Source organism: Parasegetibacter sp. NRK P23 (assembly GCF_023721715.1).
GTDB lineage: Bacteria > Bacteroidota > Bacteroidia > Chitinophagales > Chitinophagaceae > Parasegetibacter.
In genome coordinates, this window is sequence record NZ_JAMDLG010000011.1 from 1 (window position 1) to 6,006 (window position 6,006).

At 37.7% G+C, this 6,006-nt stretch carries 6 protein-coding genes; all 6 read left to right on the forward strand.

Annotated features, from left to right (window positions below; translation table 11 throughout):
• Nucleotides 1–263: 263 nt before the first annotated feature.
• The 6 genes from M4J38_RS17450 (at nt 264) to M4J38_RS17475 (ending at nt 5,916) form a co-directional block, all read left to right on the forward strand.
• Nucleotides 264–791, forward strand: a complete 528-nt coding sequence (locus M4J38_RS17450; protein ID WP_251761091.1) for a hypothetical protein — start codon at nt 264–266, stop codon at nt 789–791.
• Nucleotides 792–957: 166 nt separating this feature from the next.
• A complete protein-coding gene (locus M4J38_RS17455) occupies nt 958–1,794 on the forward strand; it encodes a maleylpyruvate isomerase N-terminal domain-containing protein (protein ID WP_251761092.1) in 837 nt (278 codons plus the stop codon).
• Between the two features lie 232 nt (nt 1,795–2,026).
• The gene (locus tag M4J38_RS17460; RefSeq protein WP_251761093.1) at nt 2,027–3,010 is read left to right on the forward strand and encodes a YhcG family protein; all 984 of its coding nucleotides are present in this window, start codon (nt 2,027–2,029) and stop codon (nt 3,008–3,010) included.
• 877 nt (nt 3,011–3,887) lie between these two features.
• Nucleotides 3,888–4,271 carry a hypothetical protein gene (locus tag M4J38_RS17465; RefSeq protein ID WP_251761094.1) on the forward strand — a complete coding sequence of 128 codons (384 nt, stop codon included), beginning with the start codon at nt 3,888–3,890 and terminating at the stop codon, nt 4,269–4,271.
• Nucleotides 4,272–4,692: 421 nt separating this feature from the next.
• Complete coding sequence (locus tag M4J38_RS17470) at nt 4,693–5,445, forward strand: YARHG domain-containing protein (RefSeq protein ID WP_251761095.1); 753 nt, start codon at nt 4,693–4,695, stop codon at nt 5,443–5,445.
• Nucleotides 5,446–5,613: 168 nt separating this feature from the next.
• Nucleotides 5,614–5,916 (forward strand): hypothetical protein, encoded by a 303-nt coding sequence (locus M4J38_RS17475; RefSeq protein ID WP_251761096.1) that lies wholly within the window; start codon nt 5,614–5,616, stop codon nt 5,914–5,916.
• Nucleotides 5,917–6,006 lie beyond the last annotated feature (90 nt).

Genomic DNA, 6,006 nt, shown 5'->3' on the forward strand with positions numbered 1-6,006 from the left:
TGATAAATTATTTCGTTCTGACAAATTTGCTTTGACCGTTTTAAGCTTCTTAAAACTGGCTATAACAATAGTTTTGCAATAGCCGGGTAAGACGGTAAACGTGATGATCATTTTTCAAAGTAAATTCAATCAAGGCAAGACTGTTTACGTTTTCAACTCCCGGCCATCGCAAAGCCGTTACGTTGGCCGAAATATTATTGACCATCTTGTTTACAAGTCTGCGATATATTTGGACTTTAATGACTACACAAACCCAGGATTAAATGAAAGTTGATAATAGATTTTTAACTGATAATCTCAAAAATGACATTACAAAACTTGGAGGTTATCAGATATTTGGCGGTGTATTGGGGTTTGTTATGATGGGCTGGAAAACTATTTTACCTGTCGACTGGGCAGATGGTATATTTTTGTTCGGTTTGACGCTAGCTTTGTGCTTTTTTTCTTTTTCTATCTATTGTGGTTTCTTGTGTATTAAGTTGAAGGGCAACTTTCTAAGACTAAGTTTAGTAAATCAATTATTGCAAATTGTATCCTTTTCAGTAATTGGGCTTTCATATAAGTTTTTCTGCGGAGTCTATTTTACAGTTGGACTCGACCTCACAAGATCATTTTCAATAAATTTCGGACTAGGACTTTCAGACTTACATATTGGTCTATTCATGGATCAGGAACTTGCGATTGTAAATTTTAATCTTATTGCTTTTGCTGTTGTTTACTGGGTAGACAAGTTGTCGCAGCGTGTAAAGACAGAGAAAAACTTTTTGTTGACATCAAGCATTGGAGCGTAAATACATACTCCGGCCAACAGCGGTTTACTGTCAGCCGGGTAAGACGGTAATCGTGTAGTTCATATTTCAAAGTAAATTCAACCTCGGCAAGACTGTGAACGTTTCCAAACTCCCGTCCGTCAGTAAGCCGTACCGTTACCTGCAAGCTTAAAATGACGCTTCTAAAATGACACATCGGATCGAAGTTGAGACGCTTCACTTGTTTCCCGTATTGGACAACATGCTAATTTCCTTGCTTAAAGATTTGGGAGAGCATGAATGGGAATTGCAAACAGTTGCTAGATTATGGAAAGTGAAGGATGTAGCTGCTCATTTACTTGACGGGAACTTACGCGGTTTATCTATTTCCAGGGACAAGTATTTTGGGAAAGACCCTGGGATAATTAACTCGCAAGCCGATTTGGTTAAATTCCTAAATGGATTGAATTTAGCGTGGACCAATGCTTTGAAGCGACTGAGCCCAAAAGTGCTAATTTCCTTGCTGGAGGTAAGCGGACGAGAATACATTGAACACTTAAAAGAATTGGGCCCATTTGAAAATGCAATTTTTCCGGTAGCATGGGCTGGTCAGGACATTTCTCCAAATTGGTTTCACATTGCTCGGGAATACACAGAGAAGTTTCTACATCAACAGCAAATTCGCGATGCAACGGGGCGACAAGGGTTAATGACAAAAGAGCTTTTCTATCCGTTTATTGATACCTTGATGTTTGCTTTTCCATATACTTTCAGAAATGTAGAAGCCAATGCAGGAACTTCAGTGTCTATAATTGTAACGACTGAAATTGGCGGACGTTGGAATTTAATTCGTACCAACCATCAATGGCATTTGAATAAGGAGGCAGATATAGAATGCTCCTCAGTTGTACACATTGATCCTCATACCGCCTGGAAGTTGTTTTCAAAAAGTTGGACACCTGAGCAGGTTTTAGATATCGTTGATATTCAGGGAGACCAAAGTTTAGGCAGGCAGACACTAAAAATGATTTCCGTAATGGCTTAAATTCAGCCTGCAGGTAACAGCGGTTTACTAATAGCCGGGTAAGACGGTAAACAAGATGTTCATTTTTCAAATTAAATTCAATCGCGGCAAGACTGTTTACGTTCTCAAATCCCGTTCATCAGTAAGCCGTACCGTTGGCAGCAATGATAGGGTAACCTTTAAATGGTCGATAGTGGTTCAGCAAGACTTTGAAAAGGTTTTATTGCTAAATTAGCAGCCTATCATTAAAAGTATGGATAAGCGGTTTGCAGACATAGTTCGACTAATTAGGAAATCTCGGGTAAACGCAATTAAAGCGGTAAATGCTGAGTTGATAAACCTTTATTGGAGTGTTGGGGAATACATTAGCAAGAAGATTGAGCAATCTGAGTGGGGCGACTCGGTTGTCTCAGATTTAGCCATGCACATCCGGAAGAATGAGCCAGATATTAAAGGTTTTTCTGATAAGAATCTGTGGAGAATGAAACAGTTTTACGAAACTTACAAGGATTTTCCAGAACTCTCAACATTGTTGAGAGAAATAAGTTGGTCTCATAATTTGGCCATCTTTTCAAGATGTAAAGCAGTAGAAGAGAGAGAATTTTATCTTAAACTTTCCAACCAGGAAAAATATAGCTTTAGGGAACTAGAAAGACAAATATCAGCTGGTTTATTCGAGCGTACTGTAATTGGTAACACAAAACTCTCAACAGTGTTGAGAGAAAGTAATTCTTCCGTGACAAACGCTTTTAAAGACAGTTATGTTTTTGAGTTCCTGAATTTGTCAGATCCGCACAGCGAAAATGACTTGCAGAGAGGGCTTGTGAACCAAATGAAGGATTTTATTTTGGAGCTTGGAAAGGACTTTTTGTTCATGGGCGATGAATACAAGCTTCAGGTAGGTAATAGCGATTTCTATATTGACCTTTTGTTTTATCATAGAGGTTTACAATGTCTGGTGGCTTTTGAGTTGAAGTCTGATAAGTTTAGACCTGACCATTTAGGGCAATTGAACTTCTACCTTGAAGCATTGGATAGGGACGTTAGAAAACAAAATGAGAATCCTAGCATCGGGGTACTTCTTTGTAAAGACAAAGACAATGAGGTTGTTGAATATGCATTAAGCAGAAGTCTTTCTCCAACAATGGTTTCCGAATACAAGACTCAGTTGCCAGATAAAAAGATATTACAGCAGAAACTACACGAGTTGTTCGACAACAATTTGGGCAACGATTAAAGCCATAGCTGCCAACAATAGTTTTGCAATAGCCGGGTAAGACTCTAAACGTGATGTTTGTTTTTCTAAGTAATTCAATCTCGGCAAGACTGTTTACGTTTTCAAATCCCGGCCATCGCAAAGCCGTCACGTTGTAGGCAAGATGTTTGAGCAGCATTTAATTTGAACGTGACATTGTGTAACCTTGCTTACATCTGCATCAAAACAAAAAACACAAGTGACAAACCCCATACTTTTTATTTTCGGATTTATTTCATTTTGCTTAGCATCTTGCAGTTTGACAAAAAATATTTCAGGAAAATACCGTTCTAACTTCGCTGTCCACGGCTTTTTTGTTACGAGGATTAACTTAAACGCTGACTCAACATTTGGCTATCGAATGAGTGGTGACCTAATGTTCGACACATCAAACGGTCGTTATAAGTTCGACAAAAATTATGTAATTCTCTATCACGAGCCATTCAAGCCGGACACATCCGAATACGAAAAATATGGAAAAGATGCCGTTCTGTTAAGCTATGCACTTTCGACTAACAAACATTTAAGTAGCCCAAGTAAATATTCAGTTGGGTACCATAAGTTATTCGTTTGTGACAGTACCGGCAACCCAATAAAAAAGCAATTTGGCCACTCAAAACGTAGACAGTATATAATTTTTGGCAAACATTGGTATAAGAGACGATATTATTTAAAAAAAATAGACTGAAAGCCTGCCTACAACAATAGTTTTGCAATAGCCGGGTTAGACGATAAGCGTGAAGTTTGGTTTTCTAAGTAAATTCAATCTCGGTAAGACTGTTTACGTTTTCAAATCCCGGCCATCGCAAAGCCGTTACGTTGTAGGCAATTACTTGAAACAGGTTAAATTTTAAATACTATGGCAGCAAGACAACTCAAAATTAGAAAAGTGGTTTACGTGTTGTTGACATTTCTCTTTTTGACATTTGGATTTCTTTCTTTCAGGCCGCTACCGAATGCTTCGGCCGATAATTGCATTAGTTATTCTGGTATTGTTACAGATGTATTAAAAGGTGACGGCGAAGCAGATATCGTAGTTAAGCTAAAGGATTGCAAGAACTATTACTACATCAATAGAGGAATTGACAATGGTCATTCAGTTGAGGCGCTAAAAGAAAAACTTATTGGCCAGGACGTTGAATTGCTCACGATTTCCCATTGGACTCCATTAGATCCGCTTTCTAAAATAAGGCACATAGCAGAAATTAGATCAGTAGGAGCATTAGTTTACACTGAGTTCTAATCTGTGGTATGACTCATAACATCGTTGTATGACCAGGTGCGAATTAGAAGCAATGAGAGTCAGTCAAAAAATGCAAAAGTATCCTCAAGTTCAGAGTTGACTTTGCAATCCTCGTTGAAGGATTTAAATTGTATTTTTCTAAAAAAATGACACTTTTTTCGTTTCGCAGACGACAAATGACAAATTTGGAATAACGATATGGTTGTAATAGACAACATAAATAAAAAAGTATTACAGCCTACAACAATAGTTTTGCAATAGCCGGGTAAGACGGTAAACGTGATGTTTAGGTTTCAAAGAAATTCAATCGCGGCAAGACTGTTTATGTTTTTAAATCCCGTCCATCGCAAAGCCGTTACGTTGGTTGCTATTCCGCTCGATCATCTAATTTTAAAATAAATTGACAATTAGAATTTTTCATTTGAGCCAGTTTTTATTGTTGGCTTTGTCAGTTTTGACAGTCGCTAGATCAGTTGGCCAGATTCCAAATAATTTATTTAACGAGGTATCCGAAGAGAGTTATAGCCCTAAAGACTTTAAGGTTTCAAAAAGCTCTATTACGCAGAAGGTTGGCGTTTACAATTTTGGAATGTCTGAGGGAGAATGGGAGTTCGTGCTTATCCCGAATGGCGATAGTTTGATTGTGCAAATTTGGGACGGAATTTGGTCGACCAATATTTACACACACGAGCAGTGTTGGCAGCGGCAATGCAAGACTTTTAATAATGTTTCTGTTCAAGGTAATCGAATATATTTTGGGAACTATAGTGGGATTTTCGCAGACTTTATTGAAGAAAAAAAGGCGACAAAATCCTTGCTATTATTCTGTGATCCCATTCAAGGAAGGAATTATGTAAAAGATAGCGCAGAAGTTGGCTTTTATTCTGAACGTTTTGAAGATTTGTATGACGATAATGAGCAGTATGAATTATCGTTAGTTGTTAGACCTGTTGTTTATTTTCAGGGGAAGACAAAACAACAATTGAAAATAATGCGTAATACAGTTTATGCTAAATACGGCCTAATATTTCAACGTGGAGGCGAAATGGAAAAGTATTTTAAGAAGAAACAATGGTATAATCCTTTTCAAAAAGACGTTTCAAATTGTTTGACAGAAATTGAAAAGAAAAATATTCAGACAATAGCAACGCTAGAACAGACGAGAATCCAATAACAGCAACCAACAATAGTTTTGCAATAGCCGGGTAAGACGGTAAACGTGGTGTTCATTTTTCAAAGTAAATTCACTTGCGGCAAGACTGTTTACGTTTTTAAATCCCGGCCATCGCAAAGCCGTTACGTTGGGCGTCATTCAGCTTAAACGTAAAGACAATTTTCACATATGGCAGATACGACACACATCATTTTTGGCGCAGACTCTACTCTCAGATTTAAATTAGGAGACATTTCTTTATCTAATGACCTTAGAATAGAAAATCCATATAATAAAATGGAACAAGACGGAATGGGATTGTTGGATTTTGTATCCCATTTTATTTGGTCTGTGTTTCTGATTGCGACACTGTTTATTTTTAAGAGCGCTATAAACTCCTTACTTAAAAATGTTGGAAATAGAATTCGAAAATTCAATGGGTTTGGCGTAAGCCTTTGTCAGCGGCCCCCAATTCCGTCAGTTTTAGAGTAGAGTTATCTCTTTATCTTTAAACAGTTAACTACGATGAAAAAGACAAGATTTACCGAGAGCCAAATAGTGGCTGCGATCAAGCAACAGGAA

Coding starts and splice junctions, on each gene's coding strand:
- M4J38_RS17450 (WP_251761091.1), top strand. CDS start 264: ATGAAAGTTGATAATAGATTTTTAACTGATAATCTCAAAAATGACATT.
- M4J38_RS17455 (WP_251761092.1), top strand. CDS start 958: ATGACACATCGGATCGAAGTTGAGACGCTTCACTTGTTTCCCGTATTG.
- M4J38_RS17460 (WP_251761093.1), top strand. CDS start 2,027: ATGGATAAGCGGTTTGCAGACATAGTTCGACTAATTAGGAAATCTCGG.
- M4J38_RS17465 (WP_251761094.1), top strand. CDS start 3,888: ATGGCAGCAAGACAACTCAAAATTAGAAAAGTGGTTTACGTGTTGTTG.
- M4J38_RS17475 (WP_251761096.1), top strand. CDS start 5,614: ATGGCAGATACGACACACATCATTTTTGGCGCAGACTCTACTCTCAGA.